Here is a 20,544-nt window from a genome sequence, read left to right as displayed (position 1 = left end):
TGGAGGTAGTTCCGGGAAATCCATTAAATACGACCCCAAAAACCGTTACATAGTCACGGTTCGGGATTTAGGTGAGTATGCCCATATTGGCGGCCCTACATACCTGGGAGCCTCCTTGATTCTTAATAGCATCAGTACTCCTTTGAATCCGGGCAATCCCTACGTCAACTCGAAAACTCAAGTTGGTTCAGCTGCAACCTTTGCATTGGGACATTTACAAGCCTTGCTTAATTTGGGTACTTCGCGTGTAATCAGAGCATCATACTGGCAGAAGTATTATGTACACCGCATTCTCCGCCCGGAGGCGTATGGTGGGCTAATATACAACAACATTGTCAATAGAACACAGTATCCAATTAATTCTGAGGTCTTAAATTCCCAAGCTTTGGCTCAGACCTTTAGCACCTTCGGCACTTATCTATTGCCCCAAGCATATCCAGAAGCATCACCAATCCATTCCTCCTATACAGGTGGTGCCGCTGCTAATGCTGGCGTCAATATCACACTGTTGAAAGCATTTTTTGATGAAAACTTTGTTATCCCCTCACCAGTAGTGCCTGACCCCAATGATCCCACAAAAGTAATTCCTTACAGTGGGCCACCACTGACTGTGGGTGGAGAGTTGAATAAACTGGCAACTAACTATGCTATTGGTCGTGGTCACGGCGGTATCCATTGGCGTTCAGATGGTTCAGCTGCTTTGGCTTTGGGAGAAGAGGTTGCTATTAGCCTGCTTAGGGATGAGAGACTGGGTTACAACGAAAGATTCAATGGCTTCACATTCACCAAATTTGACGGTACAAAAGTCACAGTTTAAATAAAAAACTCCACGCCACTTGCGGGATGGAGTTTTTGGGCATGGGGAATGGGGCATGGGGGAGGCAGTGACGGGTACGCAGGGGTCTCCCCAAGTGGAGGAGGCAGTGCGGTCTTGGGGGTTTCCCCCATGAGCAACTGCCGTCAACTGCCGTCATGGGGAAGAAACTACCAATGCCCGGCGCCTGTCGCCCCGTCGCTTGGGGCGACTATCCCTCTACAGACACCTGGGGATGGAGTTTCCCGTCGTTTTCAATACTGCTGGGTTAAGGTTAAAAAATAAAAATGTGTAGGTTGGGGAGCCACTGCGCCCTTGCGGTTTCCCGACTTGTTCGCGCAGCGTCTCCCCTTGGGAGAAGCAAGTGGCGTTTGAGGAACGAAACCCAACGTTTAGCGGGGTTTGTTGGGTAACGCTAAAGCTCAACCCAACCTACGAATATTCAAAACCTACGCAGTATTGGGTTGATGTAGAGTTATTGTCTTCCACAACTGCAACTTAGATAGCTACTTTAAGTCGTATTCATTCTGCTAAACCCTACTCCCAAGCCTCGTAAATTGCCGAAGATATTGTGTGGTTAATTATTTTTTCTGATTACAGCTATTTTCAGGTAAATAAACCACGCGGTAGGGGTAAAGCGCAATGCTCATTGGTGTCAACTTAAGCTAAAAATCGCTTATCTGTTGGCTTCCACGCCCGCCCAGAAATGAATTTCAGGGCTTATAGCTAAAGTCTACTAAAGTAGACTAAAAATTTTTCGGATTATTTAGTCATCAAAAGATGACTTTCGCTATTAGCAAGGAACTTCAGTTCCTTGCGGGACATGGCTTTTACGTTAAGTTGACACGTATGAGCTGGCTCGTGCCCCTACGATAGATGTGGTTCAAATACATGAAAACTGCTGTAAGCTTCGCCATCCCCATCATTAAGCACTTCTCAAAGCTACAATCGGGTCGAGTTTAGCAGCGCGACGTGCAGGAACAACACCAAAGAATAAACCAATACCACCAGAAACACCAACTGCCATAGTAATTGCTGTTGGAGAAAGTGCCGCTTCTAAGGGAGTCAAGGCTCCCACTAATAGAATGCCACTGACACCAACCGCAGTCCCAACTAAACCGCCAGCTGCTGAAACTATTACTGCCTCAATGATGAACTGTAGCAAAATATCTTGCTCAGTTGCCCCGATCGCTTTTCTCAATCCGATTTCTTGAGTGCGTTCGGTGACGGAAACAAGCATAATATTCATGATGCCAATGCCGCCGACAAACAAAGATATCCCGGCGATCGCAGCTAGCATAATTGTCAATGCACCTGTGATTTGACCGACAGTTTGCAAAGCATCCTTTTGAGAGCGGATAGTAAAATCATCTTCACCATTAATTTTGTGCCGTAGACGCAGTAAATTAGTAATTTGAAACTCTGCTGCATCTACACTCTCTGAATCACGAGCCGCAGCAACAAGATAATCTAAGGCGATACCATAAGGAGAATTCTTTCCCACAAGTCGGTTTGCTGAAGTCGTGATTGGTATTAAAGCAGCATCATCATAATCTGCTCCCACGCTGGAACCTTTAGCTATCAACGTCCCAATCACTTGAAAGCTGGTATTTCCAACTCGCAATTGCTGACCGATAGCGTTACTATTACCGAATAGTTTTACTGCCAAGTCTCCACCTAACACAACGACTTGGTTGCTTCGCTTGATGTCTACCTCAGAGAAAAACCTGCCTTTATCAGTTTCAAAATCCCGCACCGACAGGAAGCTGGGAGTTGTGCCAATGATGTTGACATCGGTGTTTCTGTTGCGGTATACAACTACCTGTCTCCTGTTTAACTCCGGCGCAACTCCTACAACTGTTGGTACTTGAGAGGCGATCGCTTCAGCATCTTGTAACACCAGAGTTTTTGGCACTTCAAAGGAGATACGCTGAGTTTCTTGATTACCTGGCAGTACAAAAAGCACATTAGGCCCTAACGACTCCAGTTGTTTATTAACGTATTTTTGCCCACCTTCACCAATACCAATCATGGCAATCACTGAGGCATTGCCAATAACTATACCCAACATAGTAAGGGCGCTACGCAACTTATTTGACAGCAGGGTTTTCCCCGCCATTTGAATACTTTCTAAAAAATTCATCTCTTAAAAATTACGAATTATTCTGTTCTTTCGCCTTCTCAATTTTGTAGTCTTTGGGTGGATTAACAAAAACGCGATCGCCTTCTTTAACTCCCCCTAAAATCTGAGTTTGGTTTTGGATTTGCCCCCCAACTGTAACTTCGCGGAACTGGGGTTTATTGTTTGCATCTGGTACAAGTACGCCAGTTTGACCCTTTTCGGTGACGATTGACACCGTTGGTAACACCAAGGCATTATTGACGCGATCGCCTAAAAAAGTCAAATCCACATTTAAGCCAGAACGTAGTTTATCTGTACCAGTATCCAAAGCAACCCGCACCTGAAAAGATGTCACACCTTGTTCCACTACAGCTTCGGGAGCAATTAGGCGCACATTACCTTTAAAAACTTGATCGGGATAAGCATCAGCGACAATTTCCACCTGCTGTCCCGGTTTAATTCTGCCAAGATCAGCTTCGGGAACTTGAGCTAATATTTCTAACCCGCGTGCTACGGCGACAATTGAACTAGAAGTTGCCGATGCACTAGTAGAAGCCGAGGTTGTGGGTGTGACAAACGCGCCAGGATCGGCATACTTTTGGGTAACAATTCCCGAAAGAGGAGCGCGAATAATTGTATCTTCCAACTGCACTTGTACACCTTTCAATTGAGCCTCAGCCGCTGCAACAGCTGCTTGACGCTGGACAATTTCTTCAGAACGAGTCCCATCTTCCAACAGTACCAATGCTGCCCGTGCTTCATTAACTGCTGCTTGACGTTGGGCGATTTCTTCAGTCCGAGTACCAATTTGGACTAAGGAAAATCGTTTTTTAGCTTCTTCTAAATTGGCTCTAGCACTTTTGTCTTCGCTGATGGCTTGATCGAGTAATTGTTTATTCTCTGCTCCCTGTTGATATAAATATTGATAACGCTTTACCTGTTCCTTGGTGTAATTCACCTTTGCTTGAGCCGCATCCACTTGGGATTGAGATTGAGCAATTTCTTGGGGACGATTACCAGCTTTAGCTTGGGTTAGCTGCGCTTGAGCTTGTGCTAACCGCGCTTTTGCTTGAGCAATTTCTTGAGGACGACTACCAGCAAGGGCTTCGGCAAGTTGTGCTTGGCTTTGGGCTAAGTTAGCACGGTACTGGCTCCTTTGAGCCTCAATACCTGCGCTATCCATGCGGGCGAGAATTTGTCCTTGTTGAATGCGATCGCCTTGTTGGACATATAATTGCGACAGCACTCCAGGGTTCTTCGGACTAATATTTACGCTCTGAACTGGCACGACTTTGCCACTAGCTGTAATCCGCAAGGTGACGTTTTGCGCTGCTACTGGCACAGTTAATTGAGCAATATCTTCTTTATTTGTCCCTTGATTTATCAGGGTGTAGGTTGTGGTACCAACAACCAAGACACCCCCTGCTATCAGCCCCATCAGCCAGCGTAATGGATATTTAACTTTGCCAACAACAGGAATTTCTATGTGCGTAGCCATATTTATAAGCCTATAAATCTTGATTTATGCGAGTAGCCTGTAGTTATTGATGATGTCCATCGAATTGCCTATAGTAAGGGAGCATCCCAATTTTGCACGAAGGTGTAAGTCAAAAGCGAATGAAGCGGTAGCGTAGTGAAGCAATCGCAAGATATGGGATTGCTTCACTCCACTACGTTACGTTCGCAATGACAATTCATAACGTTTATGGGGAGTGGTTGGGGGTTCCTCTTAACTATGGTTAATTGAGCGGACATAAATATTAAAGGGCAGATGCAGGAATGCGGAGTTGTTAAAGTTTTTGGATTAAATCTTTATTAATGAACTAACAACTAGACGCATAGTTAGCTTCACAGTTGCTTAATCTTACTTCATAATAGGTGTTACATGTCTGTATGGCTTCACCTGAATGGGTGACTTTAGCCACATTATTATTTGACACCCCAGCTTGTTTCTAATTTGCACATTTTTAGCGTAGGCGTAGCCCGCACTTCTCTACGAGACGCTGCGCGTAGCTTGCTTCCACGAAGTGGTACGGCATGGTTCGACTCCGGCTCCATCGAGCGACTTGTGCCGAGCGAAGCCGAGGTAAGCCGAGATGCTCACCAGCCGCTCAGTGACCACCGCAGGCATCGCTACTGTTGCACCAAAGAAGCCACAATACTTAGGATACTCAGCTTGCAGTATTACAGCGCTTTTCAAGTAATTGAACTACACCACTCCCTACTCCCCGTCTCATCTAAAGCATTATGCTTGACGTAGACGCAAAGCGCAAAGCCGGAGACTCAGGGCTTGTCGTCAAACCGATAATATACCTAGTTACTTCATCAAAAAAACAAATAAAGTCGAATTGCAATAAGCAAAATACCGAAATCAGAAAGCATTTAGACTAAATGCTTTCTCAAACCCCAGTTTGCTTTCTCATTTCAGTAGATCACGCATTCATTTTAGTGTTTTGGGCAAGCAAAAAGGCATATTGCTTTCTGAATTCACCTGATTGCTGACTCATAACATCTGAATATGACTAAATATACTCAAAAATCTTTAGTCTACTGACAATACCTTCGCCATTTTTTTGTAGGTTGGGTTGAGCGAAGCAAAACCCAACGTATTTGTTGGGTTTCGTGCCTCAACATTGGTGTCAACTTAACGTAAAAGCCATGTCCCGCAAGGAACTGAAGTTCCTTGCTAATAGCTTAAGTCTTCTTTTGATGACTAAATAATCCGAAAAATTTTTAGTCTACTTTAGTAGACTTTAGCTATTAGCCTTGAACTTTAGTTCGAGGCGGGTGAGGAAGCTAACAGTTAAGCTACTTTTAGCTTAAGTTGACACGTATGGTGCCTCAACCCAACCTACGAATCTAAATATACTCAAAAATCTTTAGTCTACTTAAGTAGACTTTTGCTAAAAGCCAAAGAACTTTAGTTCCAGGCGGGTGAGGAAGGAAGCCAACAGTTAAGCTATTTCTAGGCTTTTGTTGACACCAGTGAGCAATGCTATGCCCCTACGAATGGTCTGTATTCCATGCAATTGAGAAATACTATATCATTAAATATAATTAACTACTCAAATCATTTAAACTAGTATTGTCAACTCCAGACTTCGGTTAAATCCAACACAAACCCAGGTAAAATATTTTCCCCTGACAAATTTGCAGGTTTATTCAGAACTTCTACATCCTGACTTTGGCGATAAATTTCCACCTTTTGATTTTTCCGGTCAATTAACCAACCTAAAGAAACGCCATTTTCTATATATTCTCTCATCTTGGCGCGTAACTTTTCTATGGAGTCATTTTTAGAACGTAGTTCCAGCACGAAATCGGGGCAAATTGGAGCAAAACTTTCTTGCTGTTCTACACTGAGAGCATCCCATCTTTCTTGACATATCCAAGCAGCATCAGGAGAGCGATCGCTCCCATTAGGCAGATAAAAACCAGTAGATGAGTCAAAAGCTACACCTAATTTTGTTTGACGGTTCCATAACCAGAGTTGTCCGGCAATGTCAAAGTTTCGCTTCCCTGTATCGCTGCCGGTTGGTGGCATAACAATCAACTCTCCCGTAGCAGTTCGTTCTAATTGTAAATCTCGGTTAGCCAGTGCTAACTGAACAAACTGCTCATGGGTGACTGTGAGTATGAGTGTAGGTGGAATATTGACGGCTAGAGTTTGGGATAAGTTGGCTTGTGTCATTGTTCCGTCTTTACAGCATTTTTCAGGTATTTAGACCACAGATGAGATGGGGAGTAGGGAGTGGGGAGTAGGGAGTGGTGTAGTTCAATTACTTGAAAAGCGCTGTAAACTACAACCCAGATGTTACAGAAGGCTAAAATATTTGTCTTCTGTTATTTCCAAAGTAGCATCCAAACGTTGTAAGATGCTTCCTCGCATTCTACGTTAGGAAGTGTCTGTCATGTTGCCTATCTCTGCCCGTTGGATTCTAGATTTTGAAAAGCAGTATATTCAGGGTGACGATAGTTACTATAGTGACAACTGGTAAAGTACTTTCTTCTCAGTCCAAGATTACTTATCTCCTTATGGCAAACACTATTACAATTACCGATTCCCTGGTTCCTAATGCTGTACCGAAACCAGCAATCATTCGACTAGAAAACATTTTCAAGATTTATGGTAGTGGTGAAACAGAAGTACGAGCGCTCAATGATGTCAATCTAATCGTGGAACAGGGCGAATATTGTGCAATCATGGGGCCTTCTGGTTCTGGTAAATCCACAGCCATGAATATTATCGGTTGTCTCGACCGTCCCACAGGTGGACATTATTATTTAGATAACCTCGATGTAGCCCAAATGGACGATCGCTCATTGGCACACATCCGTAATAAAAAGCTAGGGTTTGTGTTTCAACAATTCCATCTATTGCCCCAACTAACAGCACTAGAAAATGTGATGTTGCCAATGGTGTATGCTAGTGTGAACCCAAAAGAAAGAAGCGATCGCGCAATAGTTGCATTGACGCGAGTGGGTTTAGCAAATCGCCTCAACAACAAACCAACTCAACTATCTGGTGGACAACAACAACGAGTAGCGATCGCGCGGGCGATCGTTAATCGTCCCGTGGTACTCTTAGCCGATGAACCCACAGGCGCACTTGATTCGCGCACAACCCAAGAAGTCTTAGATATTTTTGGCGAACTCAATGCTAGTGGAATTACCGTTGTCATGGTAACCCATGAACCAGAAGTTGCTCGTCAAACCCAGCGCATCGTTTGGTTCCGTGATGGTCAAGTAGTACACTCCAATTTGACACCATCTGACTTGAGTAACCTTGCTATGTCATAACTTATTACAGCTATTTTCAGGTAAATAGACCACGCGGTAGGGGCACGAGCCAGCTCATACGTGTCAACTTAACGTAAAAGCCATGTCCCGCAAGGAACTGAAGTTCCTTGCTAATAGCGAAAGTCTTCTTTTGATGACTAAATATAGCCAAAAATCTTTAGTCTACTTTAGTAGACTTTAGCTAAAAGCCAAAGAACTTTAGTTCTAGGCGGGCGTGGAAGCCAACAGATAAGCGATTTTTAGCTTAAGTTGACACCAATGAGCATTGCTGCGCCCCTACGATAGATGTGGTTCAAATACATGAAAACTGCTATAAAGTCCGCCTACCTTTGGCATTCCCACAGCGTAGGCGGACGAGAGTTTGTGTAGGCGCGACTTTTATTCGCCAGTTACGATTACAAACTAGAGGTTTTTCCAGTTTCTGCTTGCGTCTCAATCGGCTTAACATCGGTGTAACCCACTTCACCAGCTATTGTCCGAAACACCGAAATTTGCTCGTCAAAATCTAATTCTTCAATCTGGGAAAGCAAATCATTAATTGCCTTAGTTGGTTCATAGCTACCTGGTAAGTCAACCACCGTATCCCCCATAGCTTCTGCCCAAGCATACCAAACTAACAGCTGATTGTTTTCTTTTATCGCCCCATAAGCACGGGAATATTCTGTATCTTTGCGGTTAACTATATCCCGCATAATATCTAGTTGCTGCTCATCTGATAACTTAAAATAGTCTCCTAGCAGAAGTGGTGCTAACTCAGGTTCGGCCGCAGCAGGAGCAGCTGGTGTGATAGAATCACCCATTTTTTCATAAACTAAATAGAACCAGGCTAATTTTGCATCGGTATCTAAATTGTTAAACGCATCCACCAATTTTTGACTTTCATTGCTCTGGGCTTGAGAAATATCTTTATCGTAACTTGCAGTCATAATTTTATTTCCAAAGAAATTTTACACGCCAAACTAAGGGTTACCAAAGTTTGAGCATCAGATTCTACTATCAAGAGAAAGATTTATATTAATTGCAAATTGCAGGTTTAATCTATCTTTTAATAGAGGTAAAGTCTCTCCTAAAGGAGCATGGAAAGAGCTAATTACTTTGCTATGCTCTTTCAAGTAAGCAATAAAAAATTTAACCTAAGGATTTTAATTATGCCTGATGAAGTAAAGCCCAATGTTAATGAAGCTCCCACCCAGGATGCACAATTAGCTGCCGAAAGCATAGCTAGTGGTGAAGAAAAAGCACCAACGGTCGATTTTGATGCTGATTATGCAACTGCACAACAATTCAGCGTTAGTGAAGTTGATCGCACAGGTGAAGGCGCAGCAGCCGCCGAAGCAGCCACTGCACCTAAATATCAAACCTCTAAACCAGTAGAGACAAAAACTCAAACGCAGCCAACTGGTAATCCTGATGATTATATAGAATTAGCAAAGGAAGTTGGGAATTCTAACACTGAGGGTGTCACTAATGTCAGTGATGATCTAGTACAACAAGCTTTAGAAAAGGGTGAACGGAAAAATTAAGTTTAAAAACCACATCTTTCGTAAGGGCACAGCATTGCTGTGCCCCTACAGCATGGTCTATTGACGATCGCACGATAATTAAGAAAAGCCTGAAAACTTCCGGGAGCATCGTTAATGCACATCACGATGAATTTGTACAGTGTGTAAGTCCTAGGGCTATTTCATTCTCATCTAGCCCGCCTCAGAATGAATTCTGAGGCTAATAGCAAAAGTCCACTAAAGTGGACTAAGAAAGGCTTTTAGTCCACTTTAGTGGACTTGGACTATTAGCCCGGAACTTCAGTTCTGGGCGGTTTATGTCTAGAACGAAATAGCCCTGGTGTAAGTCCTAATTAAGACTAATTCAAACTATCTCCACAAGGGACGTGGTTTCTCTTGGACTAATGACTAATGACTAATGACTAATGACCAATGACCAATGACTAATGACTACCATTCATCACTTCTAATAGTTCGCTAGGCCGCTGAATTAAATAATCTGGATTTTGCTTGGCTAGTACTTGCGGTGAATTAAAGCCCCAAGTTACTGCAATCACTTGGATATTTGCTTTCTTTGATGCTTCGATATCTCTGGTTTCATCTCCGACATAAATAACTTCTTGAGGTTGGAGTTGATTTTGCCTTAATACATTATTGATTATGGTTGTTTTACCAAAAATCGTAATTCCTGAGTAGATAAAATCAAATAAGTGATTTAAATCATTGATTGTCAGGAATTGCGTCACATTTTCTTTAGAATTAGAAGTGATAATCCCCAGCTTATAGCCTTCATTTTGTAGTTCGATTAATGCTTCTTTAATTCCCGGAATTGGCTTTAATTCTGGGATTTTGTTTTTTAATTCTCCTTTAACTTTTTTAACTAAAAAAGGTATTTTAAATAGAGAAACTCCTGAGTATTTAATAATTTCCCTAGATGTTAAGTTTTTAAGTAGGGATAATTGCTCTGGGCTTATGTGTCTATAACCAAAGTCTACAGCTAGACGATTAGCAATACTTACAAGGGCATCTACTGTATCAGCAATAGTGCCATCAAAATCAAAAATAATTACTTTCGGGGTCATTATTTCGCCTGGATGCGTCAAGATTAGCTAGGGCGTTGCGTCGTAACATTTCTGGCTTAATCCGCCGCAAGGCAGATGCTGGAAATCGTTTATTCCACTCCTGATCTGAGATTTTGGCTAATTCTAGCAGTTGGGGAGCAATATTCGCAGGATAAGGCTGAAACTCTTCAATATCAGTTGTGTTGGCAAAACGTTGATTCCAAGGACAAACATCTTGGCAAATATCACAACCAGCAACCCAGCCTTGTAAATTGAGTGTGACTGTCTCTGGCAATTCCTCTGCCCGATTTTCAATCGTATGATAAGCAATACAACGATTAGCATCCACGACAAAAGGCTGAGTAATTGCACCCGTAGGACAAGCCTGAAGACAACGAGTACAGCTACCGCAGTGTTCTGTATGTGGGCGATCGCTCTCTAATTCCAAATTAGTCAACACTTCTCCCAAAAATACCCAAGAGCCATATTCTCGTGTAATCACATTACCATTTTTGGCAATCCAACCAATTCCGGCAAGTTGAGCCAACACTTTATCTTGCACCGGACCAGTATCTGCATAATAACGAGCTAATACACCTTCACCAAGTGATTCTAACCATCTGGCTAACTGCTTGAGTTTTTTATGCATTACCAAGTGATAATCCCTTCCCCAGCCATAACGAGAAATTTTGGCGTATTCCTTGCCTTCTTTCCGTTGATGTGGCGTATAGTAATTTAGCGCCACACACACTAGCGATCGCGCCTCTGGCATAACTAAGCGAATATCCTGGCGTTTTGGGTTAGCCATCCATTCCATATCGGCGTGATAACCCAGTTCAATCCATGCTTGTAACCTCTGCGCTTCTGTGGTATCTATCCTATCTACAGCAGCAATTCCAACTTTGTGAAAGCCCAACTCGCCAGCTTTCTCTTTCACTACATTGCTGCTTGTTACAGAATACTGATTCATTTTTTTATCTAAATTTTGCCTAAATAAAGGCGATTTAATTTTACATTACGTAGTCAATACCTTTGATTAACATTTGTTGCTTATTCTAAGTAGGTCGGCATAAATAATTATCGTTGGCATCAGGCAGGGGGTAGGGGGCAGTTCTTGCTGGGGGAAAAAGGCTTTGAGCCTTGTTTACTTTTCTTCACACAGTTTGCTTTTATTGTGCCGACTTACTTATATAAATTTTATTTATAGCAGTCTAGTTTGGATTCAAAACATGGTAAAGGCACAGCAATGCTGTGCCTTTACGAGTGGTCTGTATTCCCGTGCAATTGAGAACCGCTATATTGCAACATCTCAACCATCGTCAGGAAGATTTGTACAAATGCGGCAATCTATCTCAACAGCAGGTTTCTTTTTAGCTATTTTTGTATTGAAATTAATATTTAGGTAGCATAATACAGATAATTTTACTCTCAAAGTAAAAAATTATCCAACCCCATAAGTAAATTTATGGAGATTGTAAATTTTGAATTTTAAATTTTGAATTCGGAGCGAAGCGACGTGACCTCTGCTGAACAGTTGAAAGAAGAATTCCAGATTGAGGGAATTACAGAAACAAGTGTACTGCGTTATTTTGAAACCTTAAATGCAGGAGAATTTGAGGCAACTGCTGCCTTATTTGCCGTAGATGGTGTGATGCGTCCACCATTTGAATCTGATATTGTGGGAACAGATGCGATCGCAGCCTACTTAAAACAAGAAGGCCAAAATATTAAAGCTTATCCCAACACGGGAATAGCTGAGGCTTTAGAAAACGCTACGATTCAAGTCCAAGTAACAGGCAAAGCACAAACTTCCTGGTGTAGTGTGAATGTCTTGTGGTTATTTATCCTCAACCAACAACGGCAAATTTCATATACTAAAATCAAACTTTTAGCTTCTCCCCAAGAGTTACTTTCTTTACGTCGTGAAAACTAGCAAATAAGTATAATAGCTTAGGCAATGTTTGATCGTACCCCAAAGAAAATCCAATCACAGAAAATTCAGATAACACATTACTTGAAAAGTAGTAACTTTTGTCTATTTCACTAATTCGGGTAAAGTAGCTTCTAACTTTAGACAGTTGGCACCATCAATTTGCAACTGGTAGTCTACTTTATCCATGAGACGATTCATAATTAGCCAACCATAACCACCTTCTTGTTTTTCCATCGGGTTTGGAGCATAGTAGTTAGACATATCAAAGCCTTCGCCGTAGTCCCAAACTTCGAGAGCAAGATCCCGGTCTTTCACTTCCAAACGCAGTAAAATCGGTAAATTTGGTTTGTCCTTGTGGGCATGACGGACTGCATTTGAGTAGGCTTCTACTAAAGCCAGCCTCAAACGGCTTGATTGCCGTGACCAGTCCACAGAGTCTCCTAATTGGATTTTTAAACATCCCAGCAGCCAAGTTTCGACAATATTAAGAAAACTCAAGTCACTTGGTACATGAAGCTCACTTTTCATCACTTACAAAATCTCCAGTGAAAGTATAGTTTGATCATCTTCTTGAACGTGGTTATCTGCCTGGATGCGAGCTAGTAAATGGTTAAGAGAAAGCGGTTGTTGCTCTTGTTGCAAGAGTTGCCAAAGACCATCTTGATTCAGCATAGAATGGTTAACTGGGTCAACGCCAGACTCGGTTTTTACTGTTGAATCAGGATTATTTGATACCTTAGCTTCTGTAATTCCATCGCTGGCCAGTAACAATGTGTCTCCAGCAGCGAGAATCAAGCGACCAGACTGTGCCTGCCACTTAGGCAAGATCCCTAAAGGAACGCTGCGAACTTTCAGGTAATTGGGATTGTCGGTTAAAACACCTTGACGTGACCATAATAGTGGATAAATATGACCTGCATTAGTGTAGACAAGTTCCTTAGTGGTAGGGGTATAACAGGCTAACACAAGAGTGATGAAATAATTGTTGCTAATTAAGTCTTCACTGAGAGCGTGGTTGAGGTTCTGCATGACCACATTTGGCTCGGCTGGTGCTTCTTGAGATAATTCCCGGCGCAAAACTGAAATAATACTAGCCATAAATAAAGCAGCTGGGACGCCCTTTCCAGAGACATCACCCACTGCCAACCACAAATCGCCTTTGGGATGGACAAAAACTTCAAAAAAATCGCCTCCTACTTCCCGCGCTGGGTAACAGCAGGCTTGCACCTTCACACCTTTGATGTCAGGTAAAGTTTGGCGTAGCAAGTTGTATTGAATTTGGCGGGCTACCTCCAACTCATTGTGAATCTGCTGTTGCTTTTCTTGGAGGCGCTGGTAGAGTTTTGCTTGAGAGAGGGCTAAGGCTGCTTGTTCGGCAACGCCTGCAATTAGTTGAATGTCTTCGTCTTGCCAAGGGCGATCGCGTCCCCATTGGTGGAGAACCAGCACAGCCAATAAATGCTGCTGATAGCTAAGTGGCACAACTAGGTGGTGAGAAGGATTACCCTCATATACATCTTGAGCAAGTTGATAATGACCGGTTTCCAGCACTTTTTGAATTAAAACACTGGGGTCGAAGAAGCAATCTGATACATCGGATTTGGGATCGCGGTATGAGAACTGGTCTGGTGTGAGGCGATCGCCCTCTACTGGTCTAAGCAAGCAATTGCTAGCTTCAAATGTTTGTCCAATAGTTGCGACAATTTTTTGCAGCATACTGTCGTAGTCTAGAGACTCCCGAATTGCCGTTGTTACAGCATTAAACAAAGATTCTCGCTGTAGGGCCCGACCCAACTCTTGCGTGCGCTTCTTAACTAGACGATATGTATCAGTGGCTTGCTCAACTAAGGCTCTGAGCCGTTCAGGATTCCAAGGTTTGGTAATGTACTTGAATACCTGACCGGAGTTAATCGCATCCACCAAATCTTCGACATCAGTAAAACCAGTTAACAAAATCCGAATCGTGTCTGGAAAGCGCTCTACGGTGCGACTAAAAAATTCAGTGCCATTCATTTCTGGCATTCTTTGGTCAGAAATAATCACCGCCATTTCACCAAACTGATCCAAGATTTCTAGAGCGCCAAAGGCATGATTGGCTTTATATACTTGAAAATCTCGCCTAAAAGTGCGGTAGAGTAAATCTAAGTTATCTGGCTCATCATCTACCACCATGAGCTTAAGTTTGTCCACTCCGATATCAGCCATATTTGACTTTAGTTTTCACATATTTGAATGGCGAGATAATATAATTTTTATCCCACCTGAGAATCAACAAAAATTAATAACTAATCATTTTCAACAGCTATAAGTTATCAGTGTTTTAAAACTTGATAACTGTTCACTCAATTTAACCTTATCCTACTAACCCAGAACGCAAGGCGCGGACTGCTGCTTGGGTACGGTCATCGGCACATAGCTTATTCAAAATATTGCGAACGTGAGTTTTAACAGTCCCAACAGTGATGTAAAGCCTTTCGGCAATTACTGCATTACTACAACCTTCGACAATCAACTGTAGCACTTCCAATTCTCTTTCTGTCAGGGTGTAAGGTTGAATTCCTTCCAGATTCTCGACATAATCAGGATTAGAGGCAATGGTCTTGCTATCTACAAAAGCTGATTCCAACTTTTGAGGATTTTGTTGCGCTTGTTGTAATACAATCCGAGCGATCGCTGGATCGATCCAAGCGTTGCCATTGTAAGTTACTCGTACTGCTTCCAGCAAATTATCGAATTTGATATCTTTCATACAGTAAGAGTCTGCACCAGCCGCAAAAGCTGCCAATACGGCTTCTTTGTTATCCCGCAGCGTCAAAATTAACACCTTTGTTAGTAGCTGCTGCCCATTAGCACTAGATTTTAACTCCCGTGTTAGCTCAATGCCATCCTTATCTGGTAAACCAATATCTACAATGGCAATATCTGGTCGTACCATTTTTAACATCTTTAGCCCGTCAGCAGCATTAGCAGCTTCACCTACAACTTCAATGTCATCTTTTTGTAGTAGTGCTGTCCGAATACCTACACGAGTTAGGTCATGATCTTCAATCAGAGCGATACGAATTTTACTCATAGCCAACTTCAGCCCGTTACACTACCTTAACCAGAAAGTCGAGTTTCGTGACATACTCCCACACTAACTGCAAGCAGTATAGTGGGGGCTTCTGTTCCCGGAACCAGAGTTACGAGTTGAGCGTTTTATACTTAGTAGAATATTACACTTCAACAATCAAGTTTGGACTGGTTCAGCCCAAGTACAAGCGCCCAAGACTAATTACTTATGCTTTCTATTGTTGCAGGGCAATGGGAATCTCTTCTGCCTAAGTTCTAATATAAAAAATTTGATAAACTTAACATTCAAGGAAATCTGGTGTGAGGTTAATCCAGAATAAGCTATGTCTAAAGGCAATGAAGCATTTTCAGTGTTGGGAATACCAGTTCATGTGATGGCTAACTATCCAGGCTGGTTGTTAGAATGCCTGCGTGCAGGCAGAGGGATTCATGTAGTAACGCTCAATGCAGAAATGACTATGCAGGCAGAGCAGAATCAAATCTTAGCTCAGATCATTAAAAATGCTGAATTAGTGATTCCAGATGGAGCCGGGGTTGTTCTGTATTTGCGATGGCTATTATGGCAAAAAGTGCAGCGTTTTCCGGGGATTGAACTAGCAGAAAAACTTTTGCAAGAAATCGGGCAACACAAAACACGAGCAAAGGTTTTTTTCTATGGTGCAGCGCCTGGAGTGGCTTCAACTGCGGCAGATTTTTGGCAGCAGCAAATTCCAGATTTGAGTATAGTTGGCACTCACTCAGGCTACCATTCCCCAGAAGAAGAAGCACAATTGCGAGAAACTCTGGTTCAATTGCAGCCACAAGTGATTTTTGTCGGTTTGGGAGTGCCACGTCAAGAGTTATGGATTGCCGAAAACCGCCATTTGTGTCCCCAAGCAATTTGGATTGGTGTTGGTGGTAGTTTTGATATTTGGTCGGGAACTAAAACTCGCGCTCCAGCCTGGTTAGGAAATAATAATTTGGAATGGTTGTATCGGCTTTATCAAGAACCTTGGCGTTGGCGGCGGATGTTGGCTTTGCCAGCGTTTGCTGTGAAAGCTTTTGTTTATCGTTTGACAGCAAGGGGTGCTATTAGTTAAGAGTGGGGAGTGGGAAGAGACGCGATTAATCGCGTCTGTACTGGAGAGTGGGGAGTAGGTGCTATTACTTAGTTAGTATTAAAGTCTTCAAAAAATTTTAAATTTTCTTTGTTGAGTTTTCAATTCCCAGGCGAAACCTGGGAATCCTTATTTTTGAAAGGAATATCAAATCTAAACCCGTAAGCTATTTGGTGGTGGGGATAAGGAAAATTTAACAATGCCAGTATTAACAACTCAAGTTAAAACAGACAAATCCGTTCATAGAGAGGACAAAACTCAACAGCACGGTAGCAATACTACTGTCAAGGTGCAATTGCAATCTGTAACTAAGACTTATACTAATGGCACTCACGCCTTGTTGAATGCGAACCTTGAGGTAAAAAAGGGAGAATTTTTGTTTATCACAGGGCCAAGTGGTTCTGGTAAATCAACGCTCTTGAAACTGCTATATGGCCAGGAGTTAGCGACGCAGGGAGAAGTAATTGTTGATGGATGTAATGTAGCAGGTTTACGGGGCGATCGCTTGTCATTTTTGCGGCGACGGATTGGCATTGTGTTTCAAGACTACAAACTGATTACCCAGCGAACAGTAGCGGAAAATGTAACTTTTGTACTGCAAGCTCAAGGGTATACCCGTAAAGAAATTCAACGACGCTTAGAACCAACCTTGAAGCTGGTGGGTTTGCTGAGTAAAGCTAACTGCTTTCCAGATCAGCTGTCTGGGGGAGAGCAACAGAGGGTGAGTATTGCTCGTGCGATCGTTGGTACACCACCGTTGCTGTTGGCGGATGAGCCGACTGGAAATCTCGATCCAGATAATTCCTGGCAAGTGATCCAGATTCTGCAGAAGTTAAATTCCTTTGGGGCTACAGTAATTGTTAGCACCCACGATGAACAATTGGTACGGCGATACAATCATCCGGTAGTGCAAGTTCGCAATGGACGGTTGTCTCGAAAATAAGTTTTGGGCATTGGGCAGGGGGAGGATGAGGGAGATGAGGGAGATGAGGGAGATGAGGGAGATGAGGGAGACAATGCCCAATGGCTAATGACCAATGACTAATGACTAATGACTAATGACTAATGACTAATGACTAATGACCAATGACTAATGACTAATGACCAATGACTAATGACTAATGACTAATGACCAATGACTAATGACTAATGACTAATGACTAATAAACGTGGTGTTTGATTTTAGCTGATACGGGTGTGAAAGTTGTTGCTGTTTTGGGGGGTAGAACTTGTAAGCGATCGCAGGCTTGTAAACTCTTAAAAGCTGCCTCTCTGATCGTAACTTCCTCCTCTCGAGAGAGTAGGAGTTGCAAGCATTCCACAACATCTTGCTGCACTGAAGAATCAACTCGCTTACGGCTGATGACTTTAGTTAATTGACGTAGGGCAATCATCCGCTTTAATGGATCTTTTTCTGTTAAATTTACCAACAACTGATCGAGGTGGTCTTCTCGATTTTCATAGAAGTTGATAATTTGCCAGACCAATAAAATTAAAGTTAACAGTGTTCCCACGCCTTGCACAATCGCACCAGCAGCAATCCAGGAACTGTGAGAGTCAACCCAAATTGCAGCGGCCATGTAAGTAGTGACAGTAGCAAGACCACCACTTATGACTGCTAAGGCTAACCGACGATTTGAACTGTTTAAGAACTTACGTATCTTAGACCAGTGTAATTGCCAGTCCCACTCTTGCATTGAGTAAACCAATACCATTATCCCAACGCCGATTGAGAGAGCCAATAGCAGCATCCAGTTCCACAACAACATGGTGACGACGATTGTCAAGAACCCAAGAAAGCCCCCAGGCCCAGAGAAGCGCTTAAATGTTTGCTGCTTTGTTGCTCCCTTTGTCTTGAACTTTGGAAGCGACCAGTTCCAGTTGGGGATCTGGTTGATCAATTGCTGCCAAGAAGACGAAGCCTGTGCCACAGTTTTTACCTACTTGATTACGAAATTAACTATTGTATAAGTTGTACTACGGTTGAAGAAAGGGTGAAGACCCAAACCAGAAGATGCCCGGTTTTTAAGGACAGCATAAGACCTCTTGCAAAAGTCCCTAACACCCCCAACCCCTCCCCTTATTCTTGGGGAGGGGAGACAAAGCGGGGGAGTGGCTCTTTGGGGTTCAAATTGTTTGATTTATGCAAGAGGTCTATAGTAAACTAGTACAGCAGGGCGGAAATCAAGATACCATTTTAAATGGCTCAGAGCAAGGGCATAAAGGGTTTTTAAAGATAAAAACGAAAGTTATCAAGGGTGAATTGGCCATCAAAAGCACAGAAGGTAACGCTGTAGATGTTATTCCCAGTTATAGATAATAAGCTATTGGGGGAAATTGCCGAGTCGGAATTGGCAAGATTAGGGCTTGGTAGTGCAGTTTGAGCGATGAGTTGCCGATCGCGATCGTAGGCGGAAAGCACTAGCCGTTGCGAACTAGTGACAAAGGCGCTAACTGAATTAACCGGATGCAAGAAAGTAGCTTCTAAAAATCCGCTTTTGGGCGCTCCCATTAGGACTGTTAGCCCTGAATAGGCTGGAAATGCTGGATTTGATGGCTGTATTGCTATAGAATTGTGAAAAATTACTCCCCAGCGTTCATATTGGCGCTCTACTGGTTCAAAACACTTTAAGTCTTCTAAGTCTAAACAAATACAAGTAGGTACAGTCACTCTGCCAGCGTCAATAGCTGACTCCACCTGCTCCCCCCAAGCTAAAACTTTAATTTCATTTTGTATATTAAAGTCAAGCGCAAATTTAGCGTCTTCAATCGTTGGTAGTTTATTTAATTGAAGAGTAGCCTGTACCATGACATCCCGCCTTACTATTACTTAGATAATAATTAGATTTAGTAATACATCAAAAGCTATGTTTCTACATGTTGAACTAGAATTAATAGCTTGTTAAAATGAGCATTTTGAATTTTATTGACGCTCAGAATTATTTATGAGTTTCTTGATAGACTAGCATAAAAACTTATGATTTATTCCCGCTTTAGTAATACTCGATACCACGACAAACCCTTATAAAACAGTAGTTTCAACGCTAAGTTACTTTTCACTATGAAAAAAAATCACCAAATCTTTACAAGTAATCCAGTAATTTTATATCTACTTAATCTGATGGTAGGAAGAAGTTTTAAAGTGATTGATTCGCCGATAATAACAATGAGTGACAAGTTTGAACTAAATAGATAAGTATTCTGGGGGAACCAAAGGAGATGCGTTAACTCATCCTACAGCTTCAAGCCGCAGGTAAATCTAGTCAAGAAGTCATTAGTAGGTTTTTCACGATTTTCGTAGACTCGCCACTAATGATTACTGACTAATGACCAAGACAGCGAGTAGCGATTCATCCCATACATTGAAGGAATAAGCTCACTCGTTGGCTTTTGTGACGCGGATAAATTATCAAATGCTTTCTCCGTGTACACGCATCTACAGGTCTATTCTGTTACTCATGCTACTTAAATACTACAGTCAATAAAAAGTACTTATGTTTCAACCACAAGGATTTGAACAACGCTCTATAAATACCTCACTAGGTAGGATGGTATATTATACAGCCACTAAGTCACCTTGGCAGGACAATTTTACAACAAAAGATGATCGGGAAACTTTAGTGTTTCTGCACGCCTTTGGTGGTGGATCTTCTGCTTATGAGTGGTCGAAAGTCTATCCGGCTTTTGCCGCCGAATATCGGGTCATTGCGCCAGATTTAATCGGTTGGGGTAGGTCTGAGCATCCGGCACGGAGTTATAAGATTGAAGATTATTTAACCACGATTCGGGAGTTTTTCGAGCAGACTTGTACTGGGCCAGTAACAGCGATCGCTTCTTCTTTGACCGCAGCCTTTACAATTCGAGTAGCATCAGATCATCCTGATTTATTCAAATCTTTAATTCTCACTACCCCCGCCGGACTTTCCGACTTTGGCGAAGACTACTCCCGTAGTTTTTTTGCCCAGTTAATCAGCGTTCCCCTTGTTGACCGTTTACTTTACAGCACTGGAGTAGCCACCAGTGGGGGTATTCGCAGTTTCTTAGAGCAACGGCAATTTGCTCAGTCTAATCGAGTGTATCAAGAAATTGTAGATGCTTATTTACAATCTGCCCAACAGCCTAATGCTGAGTATGCAGCACTCT

General features: G+C 42.5%; 20 protein-coding genes. 9 read left to right on the top strand and 11 right to left on the bottom strand.

The window, feature by feature from the left end:
- Both LC574_RS01330 and LC574_RS01325 read left to right on the top strand, forming a co-directional pair.
- The coding region (locus LC574_RS01330) for a vanadium-dependent haloperoxidase (RefSeq protein WP_229451146.1) at window positions 1–817 on the top strand (817 nt) is incomplete at its 5' end.
- A 48-nt stretch (window positions 818–865) separates the two neighbouring features.
- Window positions 866–1,099, top strand: coding sequence for a hypothetical protein (locus LC574_RS01325; RefSeq protein ID WP_229451145.1), 234 nt, complete (start codon window positions 866–868; stop codon window positions 1,097–1,099).
- A gap of 640 nt (window positions 1,100–1,739) precedes the next feature.
- Here LC574_RS01325 and LC574_RS01320 read toward each other — a convergent pair.
- Complete coding sequence (locus tag LC574_RS01320) at window positions 1,740–2,957, bottom strand: ABC transporter permease (protein ID WP_229451144.1); 1,218 nt, start codon at window positions 2,955–2,957, stop codon at window positions 1,740–1,742.
- Window positions 2,958–2,967: 10 nt separating this feature from the next.
- Window positions 2,968–4,434, bottom strand: a complete 1,467-nt coding sequence (locus tag LC574_RS01315) for an efflux RND transporter periplasmic adaptor subunit (protein WP_229451143.1) — start codon at window positions 4,432–4,434, stop codon at window positions 2,968–2,970.
- A gap of 435 nt (window positions 4,435–4,869) precedes the next feature.
- Between LC574_RS01315 and LC574_RS01310 the strand changes: the two genes are divergently transcribed.
- A complete protein-coding gene (locus LC574_RS01310) occupies window positions 4,870–5,196 on the top strand; it encodes a hypothetical protein (protein WP_229451142.1) in 327 nt (108 codons plus the stop codon).
- Between the two features lie 828 nt (window positions 5,197–6,024).
- Here LC574_RS01310 and LC574_RS01305 read toward each other — a convergent pair.
- Window positions 6,025–6,627 carry a Uma2 family endonuclease gene (locus LC574_RS01305; RefSeq protein ID WP_229451141.1) on the bottom strand — a complete coding sequence of 201 codons (603 nt, stop codon included), beginning with the start codon at window positions 6,625–6,627 and terminating at the stop codon, window positions 6,025–6,027.
- Between the two features lie 344 nt (window positions 6,628–6,971).
- On the opposite strand from LC574_RS01305, the gene LC574_RS01300 reads away from it, so the two are divergent.
- Window positions 6,972–7,736 carry an ABC transporter ATP-binding protein gene (locus LC574_RS01300; protein WP_229451140.1) on the top strand — a complete coding sequence of 255 codons (765 nt, stop codon included), beginning with the start codon at window positions 6,972–6,974 and terminating at the stop codon, window positions 7,734–7,736.
- 395 nt (window positions 7,737–8,131) lie between these two features.
- Here LC574_RS01300 and LC574_RS01295 read toward each other — a convergent pair whose 3' ends face one another.
- Window positions 8,132–8,662: an orange carotenoid protein N-terminal domain-containing protein gene (locus LC574_RS01295; protein ID WP_229451139.1), complete on the bottom strand. Its 531-nt coding sequence runs from the start codon at window positions 8,660–8,662 to the stop codon at window positions 8,132–8,134.
- 222 nt (window positions 8,663–8,884) lie between these two features.
- Between LC574_RS01295 and LC574_RS01290 the strand changes: the two genes are divergently transcribed.
- Window positions 8,885–9,259, top strand: coding sequence for a hypothetical protein (locus tag LC574_RS01290; protein WP_229451138.1), 375 nt, complete (start codon window positions 8,885–8,887; stop codon window positions 9,257–9,259).
- A gap of 422 nt (window positions 9,260–9,681) precedes the next feature.
- On the opposite strand, the gene LC574_RS01285 is transcribed toward LC574_RS01290, so the two are convergent.
- Window positions 9,682–10,320 carry an HAD-IA family hydrolase gene (locus LC574_RS01285; protein WP_229451137.1) on the bottom strand — a complete coding sequence of 213 codons (639 nt, stop codon included), beginning with the start codon at window positions 10,318–10,320 and terminating at the stop codon, window positions 9,682–9,684.
- Window positions 10,295–11,269 (bottom strand): tRNA epoxyqueuosine(34) reductase QueG, encoded by a 975-nt coding sequence (gene queG / locus LC574_RS01280; RefSeq protein ID WP_229451136.1) that lies wholly within the window; start codon window positions 11,267–11,269, stop codon window positions 10,295–10,297. The genes LC574_RS01285 and queG overlap by 26 nt, the downstream gene beginning before the upstream one ends.
- A 522-nt stretch (window positions 11,270–11,791) precedes the next feature.
- Between queG and LC574_RS01275 the strand changes: the two genes are divergently transcribed.
- The gene (locus LC574_RS01275) at window positions 11,792–12,232 is read left to right on the top strand and encodes a ketosteroid isomerase family protein (protein WP_229451147.1); all 441 of its coding nucleotides are present in this window, start codon (window positions 11,792–11,794) and stop codon (window positions 12,230–12,232) included.
- A 102-nt stretch (window positions 12,233–12,334) separates the two neighbouring features.
- On the opposite strand, the gene LC574_RS01270 is transcribed toward LC574_RS01275, so the two are convergent.
- From LC574_RS01270 to LC574_RS01260, 3 genes are all read right to left on the bottom strand, one after another.
- Entirely contained in the window at window positions 12,335–12,760 is a 426-nt protein-coding gene (locus LC574_RS01270; protein WP_229451135.1) for an anti-sigma regulatory factor, read from the bottom strand.
- 3 nt (window positions 12,761–12,763) lie between these two features.
- Entirely contained in the window at window positions 12,764–14,437 is a 1,674-nt protein-coding gene (locus tag LC574_RS01265; protein ID WP_229451134.1) for a SpoIIE family protein phosphatase, read from the bottom strand.
- A gap of 148 nt (window positions 14,438–14,585) precedes the next feature.
- On the bottom strand, window positions 14,586–15,305 hold the full coding sequence (locus LC574_RS01260) for a response regulator transcription factor (protein WP_229451133.1): 720 nt from the start codon (window positions 15,303–15,305) through the stop codon (window positions 14,586–14,588).
- A 322-nt stretch (window positions 15,306–15,627) separates the two neighbouring features.
- Between LC574_RS01260 and LC574_RS01255 the strand changes: the two genes are divergently transcribed.
- Both LC574_RS01255 and ftsE read left to right on the top strand, forming a co-directional pair.
- Window positions 15,628–16,383, top strand: a complete 756-nt coding sequence (locus LC574_RS01255) for a WecB/TagA/CpsF family glycosyltransferase (protein WP_229451132.1) — start codon at window positions 15,628–15,630, stop codon at window positions 16,381–16,383.
- Between the two features lie 217 nt (window positions 16,384–16,600).
- On the top strand, window positions 16,601–17,344 hold the full coding sequence (gene ftsE / locus LC574_RS01250; RefSeq protein WP_229451131.1) for a cell division ATP-binding protein FtsE: 744 nt from the start codon (window positions 16,601–16,603) through the stop codon (window positions 17,342–17,344).
- Between the two features lie 217 nt (window positions 17,345–17,561).
- Here ftsE and LC574_RS01245 read toward each other — a convergent pair whose 3' ends face one another.
- Together LC574_RS01245 and LC574_RS01240 are read right to left on the bottom strand one after the other, a co-directional pair.
- Window positions 17,562–18,332 (bottom strand): armadillo-type fold-containing protein, encoded by a 771-nt coding sequence (locus LC574_RS01245; RefSeq protein WP_229451130.1) that lies wholly within the window; start codon window positions 18,330–18,332, stop codon window positions 17,562–17,564.
- 299 nt (window positions 18,333–18,631) lie between these two features.
- Window positions 18,632–19,210 carry a hypothetical protein gene (locus LC574_RS01240; RefSeq protein WP_229451129.1) on the bottom strand — a complete coding sequence of 193 codons (579 nt, stop codon included), beginning with the start codon at window positions 19,208–19,210 and terminating at the stop codon, window positions 18,632–18,634.
- A 685-nt stretch (window positions 19,211–19,895) separates the two neighbouring features.
- On the opposite strand from LC574_RS01240, the gene LC574_RS01235 reads away from it, so the two are divergent.
- Window positions 19,896–20,544: alpha/beta fold hydrolase (locus tag LC574_RS01235; RefSeq protein ID WP_229451128.1), on the top strand; the 649-nt coding region annotated here is incomplete at its 3' end.

The organism is Nostoc sp. CHAB 5715 (assembly GCF_020829685.1).
Taxonomy (GTDB): Bacteria; Cyanobacteriota; Cyanobacteriia; order Cyanobacteriales; family Nostocaceae; genus Nostoc.
The sequence above is the reverse complement of the archived record's forward strand: the minus strand, read 5'-3'. Positions and strand labels throughout refer to the sequence as shown.